Here is a 15,846-nt window from a genome sequence, read left to right on the forward strand (position 1 = left end):
TGTATAAATAAATTTACCCAACGGATACTCGTTCCGTTGATTCTATCTTTCCTTCGACAATGTGCAGCTGAACATCCGCCAGCTTTTTCATATCTTCAGCCACGTGTGTTGCGACCACGATTAATTTTCCTTCATCTCTCAGCTTACGTAAAAGTTTGATGCATTTGCTAACACTATCAGTGTCTAACCCATTTGTTGGCTCATCTAAAAGAATGATTTTTTGATCTTCAAAAACTGCTTGGGCAATATTTAATTTCTGCCTCATTCCTAACGAAAAATCTTTCACAACTGGTTCATGAATGTTTGCTTCTAATCCAACTGCCTTTAAAGTATTTTCAATATCCGCATCATTTGCTACATGCTGAATTTTACCTAAAATTTTTAAGTTCTCAAAAGCTGAATATTGTGGTAACAGGCTCATATTTTCGATAAGAATACCCGTTTCTGGTGAGAAATCAATATCCTTATGCAAAATTTTATCGTTTACCAGTACCTCACCATTAGTCGCATGGATAAGACCAGCCATTGCTCTTAATAACATCGTTTTACCTGATCCATTAATTCCGTATAATCCATATATTGCCCCATCATTAAAAGTATAGCTAACATCGGTTAACACGGAACGTTTTTTTAAAGTTTTAGAGAAATGACGTAATTCAATTTTCATTTTAATCCCTCCGTAACCAATCAATTTGTCTAAGTCGTCCATAAATTAGCCCCTCAACGAGCATAAAAAGAACCAGTAGTATTACATACCACACTAGTAAATTTACATGAAGAATACTTAATCGTTGTTGACATATAAACTGTGGCCAGGCCAAGATTTGAAAAATCACTGATCCACCATTTACAAACAAGCTCTCGCCAACCATTAAAAAAAGACCCGCATAAACAAGTACAAGAAAATATCCCACTCGATCTGAAAAATATAGATTAAATAAGAATTGAGTTAACATATACAAGTTACAGATTAAAAAGTTAGTCAATAACATCGATAAAAGCGAAAAAGAAATCGACGAAGAAGCATGAAATGAGAGTGTCAAATTTTATGTGTAAATGAAAAAGCCTCTCACTTTTGAACTAAAACATTGATTCTAAAGTGTCTTGAACTAGGTTGAACCCTTTATGTGTTCGTCGCCCAAATTTGTCATTGTAATCAAGAATTACAGTCATTAAGGTTCTTTCCAAAGATTCTTCGTTGGGAAATTGTTCACGTTTCTTTGTTTGTCGCTTAAATTTTTTGTTAAATGATTCGATAAGATTGGTACTATAAATACTAGACCGGATAGCCGGTGGAAAATTAAAAAATACCAGTAATTTCTGGTTCTTTAATAAAGCTTGCGTAACTTTGGGATATCTTTTGCGCCAATGGTCAACAAAGTTGGCTAAGCTGTGCTCAGCCATTCGTTTATTGGTTGCTTGATGAATTAACTTAAAATCATTTAACACAGCTTTACGGTCATGAACCCGTACATGATGCGAAATATTACGACTTACATGAACTAGGCATTGCTGAATAACGGCGTTTGGATAATATTTACCAACGGCAGTTTCGAGGCCAACCAATCCATCGGCCACAAAAAGTAAGGTTTGTTGTACGCCACGATCCTTCAAATCAGCTAATACTTCAGACCACACAGAACTAGATTCTGTCGGAGCTATCTTGTAAGACAGCACTTCCTTATGACCATTAGGTTGAATGCCAATCGCAATATGAACTGCTTCTTTGGCAACTGTGTCACGTCGCAAGGGAAGATATGTGGCATCTAAATAAACGACAGCGTACCGTTCTGATAACGTTCGATTCTTGAAAGCTTCAACTTGTTCGTTAACTACCTTAGTTAGATTGGAAACTGTCTGTGGCGTGTAATAGGAACCATACATTTTTTCCATCAGATCGGCGATCTCATGAGTGGTAATTCCCTTTTGATAAAGCTGAATGATGGTTTGTTCTAACTGGTCTGTTCGTCGTTGATAGGCTGGTAATGTGTGGTTAACAAATTCTCCGTTTCGATCACGGGGAATCGTAAGATTCAATTCGCCATATTTTGTATTAAAGGTTCTCGTGTAGTGGCCATTACGAGAATTTCCTGAATTGAAGCCATTCCTATCATAGGGCTCATAACCTAAAAATGCAGAAAGTTCATTTTGTAATAGCTCATTAACGGCCGTTTCTAGTTGATCTTTGAAAATAATATCTAGATCCTGACGCTGCGCTAGTGCTGTGACGATTTCTTTGGTAAACTGATTCATGGGGAAGCCTCCTGTGATGTTTGTTTAGACGCTAACTATCATAAGGGAGAGGCTTCCCTTTTTCAATGAATCATTTACACATAATTATTTAAACACTCCATGAAATAACTCTGAAAAAACAAAAAATAGTATTATAAACATAATGTGAAACAAAACATTAAGTTTAAAGATAGTTTCATTCAAATTCTTAAAAGCATGACTAATTTTTTTGTAACGAATAAGCTGCAAAATTAACCAGTCAGAAAACCAAGATTGGAGAAGTGCAAAATTCAATGTAGCAATGGTAAAAAAGAAAAAGATAAATACCAGAGTTTGCATAGTGTTGGCACCGAAATCAACACCACGAAAAAGATTTTGGATGGTAAATTTACCAAATAAATAATTCTTAGCGAGTATTAGATAGAAAAGTAACAGGCCAATGCTTAAAAATGCCAATTTATTTTGCGATTTCAAGTAAATCTTCCTTCCTCAGCCTTTGAATATTCCAAATGGCTAATAATGCAATAATAATCACGATCTGTAACAAAGCTGTTAGAATTGTAAACCAGTCAAAATGTCCTTTCCATAGCCAATCAATTGTATTCATACTAGAAATAGGATGCGTATATTCAAAAGTTCGGCAAAATTTAAGAGTAATGACATTAATGAACGGAACAATAAAAATTGTTACCAAAGCATTTTTAGAATACTGCATAACTAAAAATAATAATGAACCTTGGATTATATAGTAACCCCAAAAAACTAAATAGCGTATACCCAACGCCAACAGTATTACGGGGTCAAATAAAAGCGAATGTTGAACTCTAATAAACAGCATAACCAGGTCCACACCTTCAAAAACAATCGTAAAAATCATTGCTTGGATACAAACAGATTTAATAAAGCGCCAATAATACTTTTGCGTATCGGAACGTATTAATTCACTCATATAAATGTTCAAATAACTTTTTAAAATAATTGTAGCAAAAATAAGCGAAAAAATGGTGGCCTGTCCCACATCATAATGATAATTTGCAACAGTATCTTCAATCGTATGAAAGCTTTGAAAACTCGTTATAATATTTGGTGCGAACCTATTTAACGACACCCAATAAGCTGCTAAAAATATAATTAGAAACAAATAGATAATCACTAATTTTTTTTTACTCTCAAAGAACATCTGCCTTCACCTGCCTAAAGTACCCAATCCCAATTACTATCAAACTAGAAGATAAATAAATAATTATAGCCGGAATAATGAACCTCAATCCATATTCAATAAAAGGTTGCATAAAGTAAGTGGAACTGTATGGTGACATGATTTGTACAATCCATAAAAGAAAAGCAAAAGGATAAGCAATGTAATAATTGGGGAACATGAACACAATGGCTTGTGTGACCATACCGAAAATGGCAACCGTTATTGTAAAAATAAAAATATAGATTACCATAGTGCCATATGGATGTTTCATTTGAAATACTAATAATTGGAAAGATTTAACAGCCTTAAGTTGTTGCAACTCATCCTCCATGCCAGAAAAATCTTTTCCACCATGCCAAACAAGTAGCGCTATAACGAAATTAAGCAATAAAGAAATAAATACTAGTAAGCCAGGAATAATGGCTGATAAAGCTAGTTTAGTTTGATAAACTTTTTTTCGGCTCTCTCTAATCAAAGTAGCATTTTGGTAACCATTTTTTATTTCTGACACGTGTTGATCCGTATATAAGTTTAATAAAATTACAGGTAGCAGCCAAATAAGAATCATCTGTCCGTAGTGTCCAATAGAATTACCGGCCAAAAAGCTTGCCATTGCTGGATTTGTTATATACGATGCAGTATCAAATCCTACCTCGAATTGATTTTTAAGTTGAATTAATAAATCCATTTCAGGAACAAGTATGATTAGGATAGCAAAGAAAATAAACCGTCGATTTTTTAAAAGTTTACTAATTTCAAATCTTAACATCAGAATTCCCCCTACCAATAAGAGTAATGGCCATCTACATAAATTAACATTAGATGACCACCATAGAACTTAGCTATTGAATTTTTCCGGTTTTTTCATCCCAATATCCCGAAACGTTATACTCATTACCTGAAATATTATTATTTTGAGCCGTTAACATCACAGTTTCCTTTCCAGGGAAAGATGCATTGACTCGCCTGTATGACGCAGCATTTCCGGCTGTCTTATTGACACTTGGGCTAACATTTGCTCCGCCTGATTTCTCTAGCCAGAATGTTGAAATGGTATGAGCGCCTTCACCAGATGTCTCTAATTTGACCTTCCAATTATTTTTATAATTAGTTGTTTGCCTGTACCAACCTGCCGAATGACTGTTTTGTTGGAAACCATAAACACGCATACTATAATTATGTTCATCATTACCAGCCAAAGCTGAAGTAGTAATAAAACCAAAACTTAAACATGCAATAAACAAGGCAGACATAATCTTTTTCGTTTTCATAATAAATCTTTCCTTAAATTTCTTGTATGCAACTGCATTTTTACTACGTCACTTCAAAAATAGTCTTTATTTTCTTTCATAGGCAGCTCTCCTTATTTATTGAGAAAGGCAACTATTACTTTTCTTATTATAAAGCGCTTTCATTAAAAAAAACAACTTATTATTTAATTGTTACATAATTTTTATATAAATCTTCAAATATTGTCAACGTATCCACATGTTTTGTTGTATAGGAAGCCTTTTTTATACAATAAATAATGCAATTTTGATTTTGGATTCAATTCAGGATAGACTCCAAAACCGTAATAATTTTCTTATCAAAATTAACATTATTAAAAATACGATATACCTGTATAACAAGCTACTTGTTATTTTACTCAAAAAGGCCCACAATAAATGCGTTTTAAAACAGTGTTTTAATCCATGGGGGGATAAATATGAATAAGAAGTATCAAGAACTCTATAATTTAATTGTTAAAACAATTAATAATCCTGAGGTTGAGACATTACCAAAAATGCAAAACGCACTTTCTAAAGCTGCAGAGCAGCTAAAAGCAGGCGAAGATTATACAAGAATTGCAGTTGGTGTATCACAAGCGATTAGTGATTCTTATTTGGCCAATCGCCAGATAATTCAATCTTTAAAAAACGTTTTTAAGTATGTAAAACCAGATGCAGATCCAGAAAAATTGGACTCTAAAACAAAGCGTGAAATGGGAATTATTACCGGTTATATTCGCTCACCTTTGAATAAAGATAATCTTTTTGATTAAACTAAAAGACCGTTATCGTCAACGAAATGTTGATATAACGGTCTTTATTTATCTATTTTATTGGGCATACTGGGATCGAACCAGTAAATTACGGATTCAGAGTCCGAGGCCTTACCATTTGGCGAATGCCCACTAAATTACCTCTATAATATTACCGTCTTTCTAGCAAACTGTCAATAAGTCTTCCCCCTATTTTGCCTATTTCCATCTAAAAGTTATAGAAATCTGACAACTACCGGGGTTTTTGCTACAATGGAGGTAGTTTTGTGAGGTGAAAATATGGCTACAAATTCTGATTCAATCTATAATGTTTTATCACAAGTTTACAACCATCCTGATCGTGCCGGTATAAGTACGTTGGGATATACAAACGTCGTGCAATTGAATATTAGTGATGATATGCAGGTTGCTAATCCGGAAATTTATTTTCCTGACGAAACGTTGCTTGTTGATCGGCTTTCTGATGCCTTTGTAGATAAATATCGCACACTGCTCGATTATTTTAATACCTATACTGGTAAACCAAAGAAAACTTATCGGGAAGTTTGGGTAACAACTGCTCACGTTTTAAAACAAAAAGCTTATATGCTCGAGTTAACCTATGAATAAGAAAGAAATTAAGGCAGCTCTGGCTGATACTAAAGAAAAATTGGTAATTTGGGCAGTGATTGCCATCCTTGGTTTAATTAGCGAAAGTTTATTGCCTTACGCATTTGTCCCTTACATTATCATTGCAATATTTGTTTATTGGGTCTACCTATTTATCAGTTTAATTTATCTAACTTTTTTAGCACGAAAAAAGGCTAATTAAGAGCTTGGGTATTGACTTTAGGTCCCAAATACGATAAATTAGAAAAGTACTAATTGACTAATTGCCCGCTGGTCAAATTGGTTTAAGACGTCGCCCTCTCAAGGCGGAGCTACGGGTTCGAACCCCGTGCGGGCTATCATTGAGAACTAAATAAGCCTCAAAGCATTGTTAATTCAGTGTTTTGAGGCTTATTTTTATTATGAAAAAATCTACTTTAAAATCGTTAAAAAACAAATAAAAAAGATCACCCAGATACACTCCGGATCATCTTCTCAATAGAATGATTTATAAAGTTGTTTTCTTATTATCCTTAGTTCCCAACAATTTGCCAACCACTGGCAATTTGCCAAACTCATCTGCACTATCTGAAGGGACCACAACCAGATTCGTATCAGATTTTGCCAAATCAGAAAATGCGTTGATTGACTGGTTCTGGAAATACTTGTCAGTAGCTTCTGTCAACCCAGCCTGGACAGTATCAATTCGATAACGCTCGGCGTCAGCTCGCGTCTTAGTTGCATCAGCTTCGGCCTTTGCAGTCGCCATTAACGCATCATTCTTTGCTTTAGTGGTCAATTCGATTGACTTAGCTTCTCCTTCAGCTTTCGCAATGGTGGCCACTCGTTCCCGATCAGCGGTCAATTGTTTATCCATTGCCTCTTGAATCGCATGTGAAGGGGTTAACTCATCTATATTGATTCGATCAACATTAATCCCATATGTGTTAGTCAAATCACCAATTGCCAATGTTAGTTCTTGATTAATCTTAGCAGTTGACCCCAATGCCTCATTCAGGTCCATTCGTCCAATAATATCACGCAAATGGCCACGCACAAGTTGTGCCATTGATTCAACAGAATCCGTGTTTTCATACTGATATTTAACAGGATCAGTGATATGAAAGTTTAACGTCAAACTAGCCGAAACATCCGCATTATCCTTGGTAATAATTGAATAATTCGGTAATGCTAAAGGCTCCATCGCTAAACTGACATTTTTAATCTTTTGAAAAAATGGGACATAAAAATGAAAACCTGGATCAACACTATGTTTATATTTTCCTAATGTTTCTACTAGTCCACGATTATTTTGTGGTACAATTCTTAATCCAAATGGCATATTTAGACTCCTCCGATTTTCTGGCATTCGTGCATGAACTGTTCTTTCTGGTTTATCATGATTGTCGCGCCGATCTCGTTTACTTCGCTTATTTCGCTTATCTGGTTTTGGCGTTGCATGTTGTCTGTTTTGAATAGCTTTTTGCTGAGCCTGCTGATACTGGTTCACATACTCGCCGTTCATTGCCGCTTGCATCTGCCCCCAAAAACCAGATTGCTGCTTTTGTTGATTTGCCATCTTTTATCTCCCCCAAAATGGCTAAATTTTTTGTAACGTTAAGATATTCCCGTTAGCTTCAATAACAGCATACTTCGCTGTCGTATCGACATTTCCATTATCATTAATTAAATAACGATAGTAGATCCCGGAAACAAAGGCAAGTCCATGGTCAACGTTTAGGTCTTTTCCCAAAACAGTCTGACCAATAATCTGTCGATTTTCAAAACTTTTCGTTCCATGATTGTTCGACAGTAAACTCACAATATACATATTGACGCTTTGGTTGGCTCGATTGGCTTCTTCAGCTAATCGATCGTAAAGCCCTTGGTCCAAACGCAATAAAAAACGTTTGTCCTTTTTCTCATTCGCCATGAACTGACCGTCTCCTTTCAATATCATTCTGATATCAATTCTATTGTAAGCGATTTATGTACCATAGTCAATAAAAAATAGCCTGTTTCAAATAAGATTCGAAACAAACTATAAATAAATTTATTGAGATTTTAATTACGCTCTTTGTTCGGCCTTTTGTAGCCATTCAAGTCGTTTCTTTTCGTTAGCTTTCCAAGTATTACTACGATCTACATTGCTTGATAATGGTTCCCCATTTTTTAGTAATTTTAATTGCGCTGCATCGTCAAGCTGTTCCAAATCATTTTGATGAGTTGTTTTAATAATTGTACTGAGCCGATTGCCAGTGTCTGCTGGCTTCCCATAATCATTAAACGTCCCACAAATTCTGAACACAGGTAACCTCTGGACAAGTTCTTTTGAAGTTATATCACGATCAAAATATTCTTTGACCATGGTCACAATCAAAGTATTCAAACCACGTTCATCATAGGAAACGTAATTTTCTTTATCCACAGTAAAAACATCTCGGTCATACGCAAACTCGGTAGATTGTTTTACCGCATTACTTTTAGCCTCAAGCGCTGGAAAACCGCTTTGCAAAATATAATAACAATTATTGTCTGAATCAATTGCCTCGGTCAACTGAACTGAATTTTCTGATGAACGATTACCTACGCCTTCTAGAAATTCGGCACCGATAGCTGTAATTTTAAACTGTTTTTTGAATAATTCCTCTAACCATTCTTTAGCTTGGGTCACATCCACCAAATACTTTGATTGATCCTTCCAGAATTGATCATTTGAATAGCTATCGCCAAGATTGAATTTTTTATATAATTTTGACCATGTTTGAATTGTGTCAATCGTCGGGACTAACGCAATTTTTGTATAGTTTGATGCTTGGATATTATTATCCAAAAAAGTCCCAGCAGCATAAACACCGCCAAATTTTAAATAATCAGTTCGGTTCTTACCAAAAATTTCACTATTTGCCATACGCTTTTTCCTTTCGACTTTTAAACAACTTTTGCTTTTACGTTACTAGAAAATTGAACCGATTACAAGTACATAAACCAGTTGAAATTATTTTCTAAGCCATAAAAATCTAAAAAAATAAGGCTAGTTTCGAATCAGTAAATTTACACTTGCTGGTTCTAACTAGCCTTATTCTTAATTTATCAAAACTCTAAAAGTCCTATTTACCAAGGCGTTCGTTGAGTTCTTTTGTTTGAGCTTCATAACCAGGACGGCCAAGAAGTGCAAACATATTATTCTTGTACGCTTCAACACCTGGTTGGTTGAATGGATTAATTCCGTTCAAGTAACCAGATACACCAACAGCAGCCTCAAAGAAGTAAATCAAGTAGCCCAATGTGTAAGCATCTTGTTGAGGGATGTTAACATTCATAACTGGCACACCACCATCATTATGAGCCAAGGTAACACCTTGATGAGCTTTCTTGTTAACTTCATCCATTGTCCGGCCTTCCAAGTACTTAAGACCATCCAAATTCTTATCTTCCTTAGGGATGTTCAAGTCATGGGTAGGTTTGTCAACATTGACAACTGTTTCCATGAGATTGCGACGACCCTCTTGAATGTATTGGCCAAGTGAATGCAAATCAGTTGAGAAATTAGCTGATGAAGGATAAATCCCCTTCTGATCTTTTCCTTCTGATTCACCCATTAATTGTTTCCACCATTCGCCAAAGTATTGTAACGTTGGTTCGAAGTTTTCTAACAATTCAGTTGTGTAACCTTTGCGATATAAAATGTTACGTAATGCAGCATATTTGTAAGCATCATTCTTAGTTACATCAGGATTCTTGTAAGCGTCACGCCCATCTGCAGCACCCTTCATTAATTGGTCAATGTCGCCACCAGCAACAGCAATTGGTAACAAACCAACAGCGGAAAGTACTGAGAAACGACCACCGATATCATCAGGCACAACGAATTCTTCGTAGCCTTCAGCATCAGATTCCACCTTTAAGGCACCCTTTGCTTTATCGGTTGTTGCAAAGATCCGTTCCTTAGCGCCAGCTTTACCATACTTAGCAATTAATTTTTCCTTCAAAACACGGAATGCAATTGAAGGCTCTGTAGTTGTTCCTGATTTTGAAATGACGTTAATAGAAAAGTCACGATCACCAATCAAGTTTACTAAATCTGTTAAATAAGTTGAGCTAATTGAGTTCCCAGCAAAGAACACTTGAGGGATACCACCGCGTTGCTCTTTAGGAAGCAAGTTGTAGAAAGTATTTCCAAGGAAGTCAATTGCTGCACGGGCACCCAAATATGAACCACCAATACCAATTGCAACAAAGACTTCAGAATTACCCTGAATTTTCTTTGCTGATGCTTTAATACGAGCAAATTCGTCTTTGTCATAGTTCACTGGTAAATCAATGAAGCCACGGAAATCTTTACCAGCGCCTGTTCCTTCGCGTAATTCTTTGTCTGCAGCTGTAACAAGTGGTTGCATCTCAGCAAGCTCATTATCATGAACAAACTCTGAAACTGCTGAACTGTCAAACGAAATATGTGCCATTATTTAATTACCTCACTTAATATTTTTGGTATTTCACTAACTCATTATACACCCGTTTCCTAAAATTTGAAGCGTGACCAAAGTTAACAATTTGATAAAAAGCAAACAAAAAACCGAAAGCTTTGTGCCATCGGTTTCTCCTACATATTAAAATTCAAATTTATTGCATCATTCCTAATATAGTGGAACCTACAATAATTAGAGCAGATCCAAAAACCACATATTGCATTTCGCGATGCGTTTTGTGTTCGCCCAAGAACCAGATACTCCCAAACGTCGAAATAACAATTCCGGCTTGTGCAAGTGAGTAACTAATTGCCAGACCAACTCGAGGAATTGCCAAGAACATGAAAATGTTTCCGACTCCCCAGATAATACCTGTAAGCATATTAGCCCATGTATGGCGATTCTTGAAAGCTGTAACAGCCGCCTTTGAAATAACAACAAAGATAACTGCTCCAATAAACATCCCAATGGCTTGTGGCAAAATAACCGCTTTAGCATTCACATTAGCAAAACGCACAATAACAGTATACCCAATGTACCCAATTGTGGAGATAATCAATGCCCGAATCCCTGCACCCATATCTTCATCTTTGTTGTGTTCTTTATCATTTTTATCACGCAACGAAGTAAATGTGGCTCCAACAATTAAGCAGATTACAGCAACTGTTCCCATTGTAATCATTTTTCCAGTTTTCCATTCATGCCAAATTAAAACACCGGCCAGTGCATTTCCTGCCAATTGTAATCCAGTTGACAATGGAACTGTCTTTGACACACCAATTTTTTTCATTGACGTAAATTGCATGCCTTGACCTACTGCCCAGAATAATCCAGACACAATACCTGCAACCCACACTTTAGATGTCAATGTTGGTTGATATAAGAACCAAGTAAATATGGCAAATACAATGGCTCCCATAGTCATCCCCAACGTTTGCTGAGGTGCCGTTCCACCTAAACGCCCAGATACAAGTCCAATACTGCCCCAAGCAATTGCTGGGATCAGTGCAATTATAATACCCATTATAAATTCTCCTTATTCTCTCTAAAATTAATGTCCATACCAAGACAAAAAGACATTTTAACAGTAACGTAATCGTTTTTACAAGTGATAAATTATTAAATTTAATTGATATACTATATTTTTGTATCCTTGAGGACCTGACACTTCAACAATTTAGCCACTTATTTTTTGTTCATAAAAACATTGGTCTAGCCCAAAACAAAAGCGGGATTTTTCCAACTTTTAGACTTTCTTCCATAAAATGGTCATATAAAAGTTAGTGTAAGGTTTTCCTAGATGGTCAATAAAATTCTAGGAATATTCATTTTGAGTTGAATATATAGAAAAAGACCTGTAGCCTTTTAATCGACGAAGATTAAAGGAAAGGATACAGGTCTTTCATGTATATTTTAGCAGATTTTATTGAATCATTGGGAAATTTAGACAGTTTATTTGATTTAGAGGAGCAGGTAATTCTTCATCTTAGGAAGTCATTCCAGCTGGTTGTAGCTGAATATCTGAGGCAATTAGATGAAACACTCGTTCCATCAATTCCGGCAGAAAATACATTCATTAATCGACAGGCCAGAACAATTGAGTTTATGTTTGGCGCCGTGAATTTTGAAAGAAGATGTTATCTTCGACCCAATGGAAGTTATTACTTCCCGTTGGATGAACAACTTCAGTTGGAAGAAAGAAAAAGAATTTCACCTTATTTTAAAAGTGTCGTTGCCAAAATTGGGCAAACGACAACGATGAGAAATACGGCCGCAATGATCAATCTGGCAAGTCAGACGGATATTAGTGCCTGGTCAGTAGACCGAATTATCAGAGACATGGCAGATACCGTGAAGACAGAAGAAAAATCGTCCGAAGAGAAACTAGTTAAGAAACGAAAAGTTGAAAACTTAGTGGTTGAAGGCGATGCCTTTGAGATACACAAAATTAATCGACGAAGACAAGACGTCCACCATTACATTGTTTTTGAATCAGGATTAGATGGAACAAGATCAAACAAAGTTGAGTTTGTTGGTATCAATCAAAAAAAGGTTCAAAAACGAGTAACTGACTACATTGAGAAGTATTATAAAATCAGTGAAATGACCGTGTTTACAGCAAGTGATGGTGGCCCAGGGTATAACCCGAAAAGTATGCGAGAAATAGTTCCGAGTGCTCAAAGAGTTGAATTTACTATCGATCGGTATCACTTTGTCAAAAAGATTAAACAAACCTTTGGTTTATTTAATCCATTGGTTGATAAGGCCGTTAAGAGCGTTAGCCTGTATGATCAGAATCAGTTAAACGTTATTTTAGATACATTTGAGTCGCAAATTAAAACTGATAAGGAACTTGAGAGCCTAAGGGTCCTAAGACAATATTTGGCAAGAAATTGGCAGTTTATAAAGTCTCCACACGATCGTGGCTTCATGAGGGTCGGCAAATTGGGATCCGTTGAAAGCTCACACAGAGCGTACACGTATCGAATGAAAAAGCAAGGCAAAGTATGGTCCGAAAAGGGCCTTGAGGCTATGTTGAAATTAATTGAAGCTCGGGTAAACGGTAAGCTAGATAAATACTTACGTGGTGGTTTAAGAAAGTTACAAGAGCTAACGATTGAGATCGCTACGGAATCATTGAAGACGTTGAGTTCAGCTCAGCTGAGCAACAAGCACCATTCTAAGCATATTGGAGTTCTTTCAGGTAAAATACCAGTTGATGCCCCAACAAGTAGCCCTATCGGAGCAATGGCAAAAATATTTTCAAACTAATTATTGTGTATAAATATTTGGTTGATTATAAGGCACCTAGGAAAACTTGACACATACATATAAAAATGGAACTGCATTTTCACAATTAAATGTGTTAAAATAGAAATGTTCGTTTAACGCAACTTTTTACACATCGTTGTAATATATTTTGGGAGGATTTATTTATGTCATTAGTTAATGGTAACGAAATCTTTGCTGAAGCTCGCAAAGGTCATTATGCAGTTGGTGCTTTTAACACTAACAACTTGGAATGGACTCGTGCTATTCTTGGCGCTGCACAAGAAAAGGGTACACCCGTTTTGATCCAAACTTCTATGGGAGCTGCTAAGTACATGGGCGGCTACGAACTTTGCTTAAACTTAGTTCAACAAACCATCAAGTCAATGAACATCACAGTTCCAGTTATCATGCATTTAGACCATGGTAACTACGAAGCTGCTAAAGAATGTATCGAAGTTGGTTACAACTCTGTTATGTTTGATGGTCACGATTTACCATTTGCAGAAAACTTAGAAAAAACTAAGGAAATCGTTAAGTTGGCACATGCTAAGGGCATGTCTGTTGAAGCCGAAGTTGGTTCAATTGGTGGAGAAGAAGACGGTGTCATTGGTGAAGGCGAATTAGCTAATGTTGAAGAAGCTAAACAGCTTAACGCAACTGGCGTTGACTACCTTGCTTGTGGAATTGGTAATATTCATGGCCAATACCCAGACAACTGGACAGGTTTGAAATTCGAACGTCTCCAAGAATTAGCTGATGCTATTTCTACACCACTTGTTTTACATGGTGGTTCAGGAATCCCTAAGGACCAAATTCAAAAAGCTATTTCAATGGGAATTGCAAAGGTTAACGTTAATACTGAATGCCAGATGGCATTTGCCAAAGCAACACGTAAGTACATTGAAGAAGGACATGACCAAAATGATATTAAAGGTTATGACCCTCGTAAATTACTTGCACCTGGTACAAAAGCTATTGAAGATATCGTTAAGAGTCGTATTGACTGGTTCGGTACTCCATCAGTTAAATAATTATTAATATAATTGAAAAGCAATCATTCAAATTTGAATGATTGCTTTTTTTGTTGCTCTTATTTACTTTTTTCTGGCGGCATCGTAACTGTAAAGGTGGTCCCCTTACCTAACTTACTATCGACAACAATTTCACCACCATGTGCTTTCACCAGTTGATGGACAATTGCCATTCCTAAACCTGATTCCCCATATTTAGTATTTTTCCGGGAAGGATCAGCCTTATAATACCGTTCCCAAATGTTTTTCATTTGTGTTTCTGACATGCCAATTCCAGTATCGCTAATTGTGATTACACAATTCTTAGTTTCATCATTATGAGCAGCAATTGTAATGGTTCCTCCAGTGGTAAACTGAATCGCATTTTGCATAATATTAAATATAATTTGAACAAAACGATCATAATCTGCATACACACGCACATCTTCTGCCACATGCACCACAAACTGATCTTTGGCCTCATTGGCTTTTTTCTGCAGTTGTTCAATTAAATTATTCACAACGTGATATACAGGAATATCGCCACGGTTTAAAATGATTTGATTAGTTCGAATCTTTTCATAATCTAAATTATCATTCACCAACCGAATCAATCGTTTTGTTTCATTACTCATTAATTGTAAACTTTCTTCACGGCTATCCTCAGGAATTGCATCATACGTTAAGCCTTCCAATAATCCATTAATTGTTGTAAGTGGTGTCCGCATTTCATGAGCCGCGTCTGCTAAAAATTCACGCCTTCGCTGTTCCTGTCGTTTAATTTCTTCATCAGATTCTTTCAACGACTTAGCCATATGGTTAAAATCCGTCGCCAATCCATCAATTTCATCATTGCCCTTAGTTTGGACTTTAACATCAAAATTTCCTTCACCAATTTTATGAGCAGCCTTTCGGATCCGATCAATTCTAGATACCGAATACTTGGCCAATCCATAAGCAATAACAATTGCGGCCAATCCGGAAATTAAAAATGCAGTCAACAAGTTATGCTGAATTCGCCGCATATTTGATTCAATGTTGGCCACTGGTGAGCCTACCGAAATTACTGCAATTAAATTACCACTTTGGTTTCGATAAGGCTTAATAATATCAGTGGTGGTATGCTTCCTTTGCCCACCAACCTGATTGAGATGACGATCCGATCTTGTCGTGATCATTTCACCCTTTTTTAATTTTTCCCATTGCTTAGAATTTATGGCCGGAGAATAGCTATTCTTAGGATAGGCAATTGTATTTTGTTTATTATAAATCGTGAAATGAACAGACTGATTGGCCAGCAACCGCTCGCTACTTTCTAACCCAGCTATTTGAATGCCTTCAAAATCACCACTAGTACTGACTACCACTGATTGTTGAAACACACTATCTGCATATCCTTCAAGTTGTTTCCAAGTATCTCGGTAAACCATTCGATTTGAGAATTGGATAAAAGCAATTCCAAAAACAATTACTGTTGTCAAAATAACGACAAAAAAACCCAGCATTTGTTGATACAGGAGTTTCAAT

17 protein-coding genes and 2 tRNA genes are annotated in these 15,846 nt (G+C 36.2%); 6 read left to right on the top strand and 13 right to left on the bottom strand.

All coding sequences use genetic code 11. From position 1 onward, the window contains the following. Positions 1-13 precede the first annotated feature (13 nt). The 6 genes from ADU73_RS03190 to ADU73_RS03215 all read right to left on the bottom strand — a co-directional run bounded on the left by ADU73_RS03190 (position 14) and on the right by ADU73_RS03215 (position 4,704). Positions 14-667, bottom strand: coding sequence for an ATP-binding cassette domain-containing protein (locus tag ADU73_RS03190; protein ID WP_046870797.1), 654 nt, complete (start codon positions 665-667; stop codon positions 14-16). Between the two features lie 413 nt (positions 668-1,080). Further along, a complete protein-coding gene (locus ADU73_RS03195; protein WP_010620873.1) occupies positions 1,081-2,253 on the bottom strand; it encodes an IS256 family transposase in 1,173 nt (390 codons plus the stop codon). Positions 2,254-2,337: 84 nt separating this feature from the next. Further along, a complete protein-coding gene (locus ADU73_RS03200) occupies positions 2,338-2,706 on the bottom strand; it encodes a hypothetical protein (RefSeq protein ID WP_062913174.1) in 369 nt (122 codons plus the stop codon). Continuing rightward, positions 2,690-3,340, bottom strand: a complete 651-nt coding sequence (locus ADU73_RS03205; RefSeq protein WP_062903793.1) for a hypothetical protein — start codon at positions 3,338-3,340, stop codon at positions 2,690-2,692. Before ADU73_RS03205 ends, ADU73_RS03200 begins: the two co-directional genes overlap by 17 nt. Positions 3,341-3,401: 61 nt before the next feature. Next, positions 3,402-4,202, bottom strand: a complete 801-nt coding sequence (locus ADU73_RS03210; protein WP_046870800.1) for a hypothetical protein — start codon at positions 4,200-4,202, stop codon at positions 3,402-3,404. Between the two features lie 73 nt (positions 4,203-4,275). Continuing rightward, positions 4,276-4,704 carry a DUF2712 domain-containing protein gene (locus ADU73_RS03215; RefSeq protein WP_062913175.1) on the bottom strand — a complete coding sequence of 143 codons (429 nt, stop codon included), beginning with the start codon at positions 4,702-4,704 and terminating at the stop codon, positions 4,276-4,278. Between the two features lie 437 nt (positions 4,705-5,141). Between ADU73_RS03215 and ADU73_RS03220 the strand changes: the two genes are divergently transcribed. Next, positions 5,142-5,477, top strand: a complete 336-nt coding sequence (locus ADU73_RS03220; protein ID WP_046870802.1) for a bacteriocin immunity family protein — start codon at positions 5,142-5,144, stop codon at positions 5,475-5,477. A 60-nt stretch (positions 5,478-5,537) separates the two neighbouring features. Here ADU73_RS03220 and ADU73_RS03225 read toward each other — a convergent pair. Next, positions 5,538-5,609 (bottom strand) — tRNA-Gln (locus tag ADU73_RS03225). A 147-nt stretch (positions 5,610-5,756) separates the two neighbouring features. Between ADU73_RS03225 and ADU73_RS03230 the strand changes: the two genes are divergently transcribed. The 3 genes from ADU73_RS03230 to ADU73_RS03240 all read left to right on the top strand — a co-directional run bounded on the left by ADU73_RS03230 (position 5,757) and on the right by ADU73_RS03240 (position 6,424). Beyond that, positions 5,757-6,086, top strand: coding sequence for a hypothetical protein (locus tag ADU73_RS03230; RefSeq protein WP_046870803.1), 330 nt, complete (start codon positions 5,757-5,759; stop codon positions 6,084-6,086). Then, positions 6,079-6,288: a hypothetical protein gene (locus tag ADU73_RS03235; RefSeq protein ID WP_046870804.1), complete on the top strand. Its 210-nt coding sequence runs from the start codon at positions 6,079-6,081 to the stop codon at positions 6,286-6,288. Before ADU73_RS03230 ends, ADU73_RS03235 begins: the two co-directional genes overlap by 8 nt. Positions 6,289-6,351: 63 nt before the next feature. Further along, positions 6,352-6,424: transfer RNA gene (locus ADU73_RS03240), tRNA-Glu, on the top strand. Between the two features lie 149 nt (positions 6,425-6,573). On the opposite strand, the gene ADU73_RS03245 is transcribed toward ADU73_RS03240, so the two are convergent. From ADU73_RS03245 to ADU73_RS03265, 5 genes are all read right to left on the bottom strand, one after another. Beyond that, entirely contained in the window at positions 6,574-7,407 is an 834-nt protein-coding gene (locus ADU73_RS03245) for an SPFH domain-containing protein (protein WP_046870833.1), read from the bottom strand. A gap of 258 nt (positions 7,408-7,665) precedes the next feature. Next, entirely contained in the window at positions 7,666-7,998 is a 333-nt protein-coding gene (locus ADU73_RS03250; RefSeq protein ID WP_046870805.1) for a toxin-antitoxin system HicB family antitoxin, read from the bottom strand. Positions 7,999-8,133: 135 nt separating this feature from the next. Beyond that, positions 8,134-8,976, bottom strand: a complete 843-nt coding sequence (locus ADU73_RS03255; protein ID WP_046870806.1) for a hypothetical protein — start codon at positions 8,974-8,976, stop codon at positions 8,134-8,136. Positions 8,977-9,175: 199 nt separating this feature from the next. Then, positions 9,176-10,531 (bottom strand): glucose-6-phosphate isomerase, encoded by a 1,356-nt coding sequence (locus ADU73_RS03260; protein ID WP_046870807.1) that lies wholly within the window; start codon positions 10,529-10,531, stop codon positions 9,176-9,178. 160 nt (positions 10,532-10,691) lie between these two features. After that, a complete protein-coding gene (locus ADU73_RS03265) occupies positions 10,692-11,561 on the bottom strand; it encodes a GRP family sugar transporter (RefSeq protein ID WP_046870808.1) in 870 nt (289 codons plus the stop codon). A gap of 380 nt (positions 11,562-11,941) precedes the next feature. Here ADU73_RS03265 and ADU73_RS03270 point away from each other — a divergent pair, with 380 nt between their 5' ends. Next, entirely contained in the window at positions 11,942-13,309 is a 1,368-nt protein-coding gene (locus ADU73_RS03270) for an ISLre2 family transposase (protein ID WP_046872291.1), read from the top strand. 164 nt (positions 13,310-13,473) lie between these two features. Then, entirely contained in the window at positions 13,474-14,340 is an 867-nt protein-coding gene (locus ADU73_RS03275; RefSeq protein WP_046870809.1) for a class II fructose-bisphosphate aldolase, read from the top strand. Positions 14,341-14,399: 59 nt separating this feature from the next. Here ADU73_RS03275 and ADU73_RS03280 read toward each other — a convergent pair whose 3' ends face one another. After that, entirely contained in the window at positions 14,400-15,845 is a 1,446-nt protein-coding gene (locus tag ADU73_RS03280) for a sensor histidine kinase (protein WP_062913451.1), read from the bottom strand. Between the last annotated feature and the right edge of the window lies 1 nt (position 15,846).

This window comes from Pediococcus damnosus (assembly GCF_001611155.1).
In the GTDB taxonomy this organism is placed as follows: domain Bacteria; phylum Bacillota; class Bacilli; order Lactobacillales; family Lactobacillaceae; genus Pediococcus; species Pediococcus damnosus.

Bases quoted from the DNA above. Each gene is read 5' to 3' on its own strand.
- ADU73_RS03190 (WP_046870797.1), bottom strand. From the start codon at position 667: ATGAAAATTGAATTACGTCATTTCTCTAAAACTTTAAAAAAACGTTCC.
- ADU73_RS03195 (WP_010620873.1), bottom strand. From the start codon at position 2,253: ATGAATCAGTTTACCAAAGAAATCGTCACAGCACTAGCGCAGCGTCAG.
- ADU73_RS03210 (WP_046870800.1), bottom strand. From the start codon at position 4,202: ATGTTAAGATTTGAAATTAGTAAACTTTTAAAAAATCGACGGTTTATT.
- ADU73_RS03215 (WP_062913175.1), bottom strand. From the start codon at position 4,704: ATGAAAACGAAAAAGATTATGTCTGCCTTGTTTATTGCATGTTTAAGT.
- ADU73_RS03220 (WP_046870802.1), top strand. From the start codon at position 5,142: ATGAATAAGAAGTATCAAGAACTCTATAATTTAATTGTTAAAACAATT.
- ADU73_RS03230 (WP_046870803.1), top strand. From the start codon at position 5,757: ATGGCTACAAATTCTGATTCAATCTATAATGTTTTATCACAAGTTTAC.
- ADU73_RS03235 (WP_046870804.1), top strand. From the start codon at position 6,079: ATGAATAAGAAAGAAATTAAGGCAGCTCTGGCTGATACTAAAGAAAAA.
- ADU73_RS03245 (WP_046870833.1), bottom strand. From the start codon at position 7,407: ATGCCATTTGGATTAAGAATTGTACCACAAAATAATCGTGGACTAGTA.
- ADU73_RS03250 (WP_046870805.1), bottom strand. From the start codon at position 7,998: ATGGCGAATGAGAAAAAGGACAAACGTTTTTTATTGCGTTTGGACCAA.
- ADU73_RS03255 (WP_046870806.1), bottom strand. From the start codon at position 8,976: ATGGCAAATAGTGAAATTTTTGGTAAGAACCGAACTGATTATTTAAAA.
- ADU73_RS03260 (WP_046870807.1), bottom strand. From the start codon at position 10,531: ATGGCACATATTTCGTTTGACAGTTCAGCAGTTTCAGAGTTTGTTCAT.
- ADU73_RS03265 (WP_046870808.1), bottom strand. From the start codon at position 11,561: ATGGGTATTATAATTGCACTGATCCCAGCAATTGCTTGGGGCAGTATT.
- ADU73_RS03270 (WP_046872291.1), top strand. From the start codon at position 11,942: ATGTATATTTTAGCAGATTTTATTGAATCATTGGGAAATTTAGACAGT.
- ADU73_RS03275 (WP_046870809.1), top strand. From the start codon at position 13,474: ATGTCATTAGTTAATGGTAACGAAATCTTTGCTGAAGCTCGCAAAGGT.